Consider the following 256-nt stretch of genomic DNA (forward strand, 5'->3'; position numbering starts at 1 on the left):
ACCTTCAACTACCGTTGCTGGAGTTACGGTTGTATCCGTATTTGGTGTCTTAGGATCTGTACCATTTTGTTTCTCAACGTCGTCTGGAATACCGTCGTTATCATCATCTGTGTCTGTCACATCTGGTTGACCATCGCCATCTGTATCACGTTGGATAGTAACTGGAACTTCGACAACTTTCTCAACACCGTCTGTTGTGACAGTGACTGGGATCGTAATCTCACGTGTTTCTTCGTCATCTTTCCAATCTGTGATG

General features: G+C 44.5%; 1 pseudogene. It reads right to left on the reverse strand.

The features are described 5' to 3' along the window. Window positions 1-256 (reverse strand): annotated as a pseudogene (locus NF418_RS10455) (hypothetical protein); the annotation flags it as partial.

It is taken from the genome of Streptococcus suis (genome assembly GCF_024509555.1).
Taxonomy (GTDB): Bacteria; Bacillota; Bacilli; order Lactobacillales; family Streptococcaceae; genus Streptococcus; species Streptococcus suis_AD.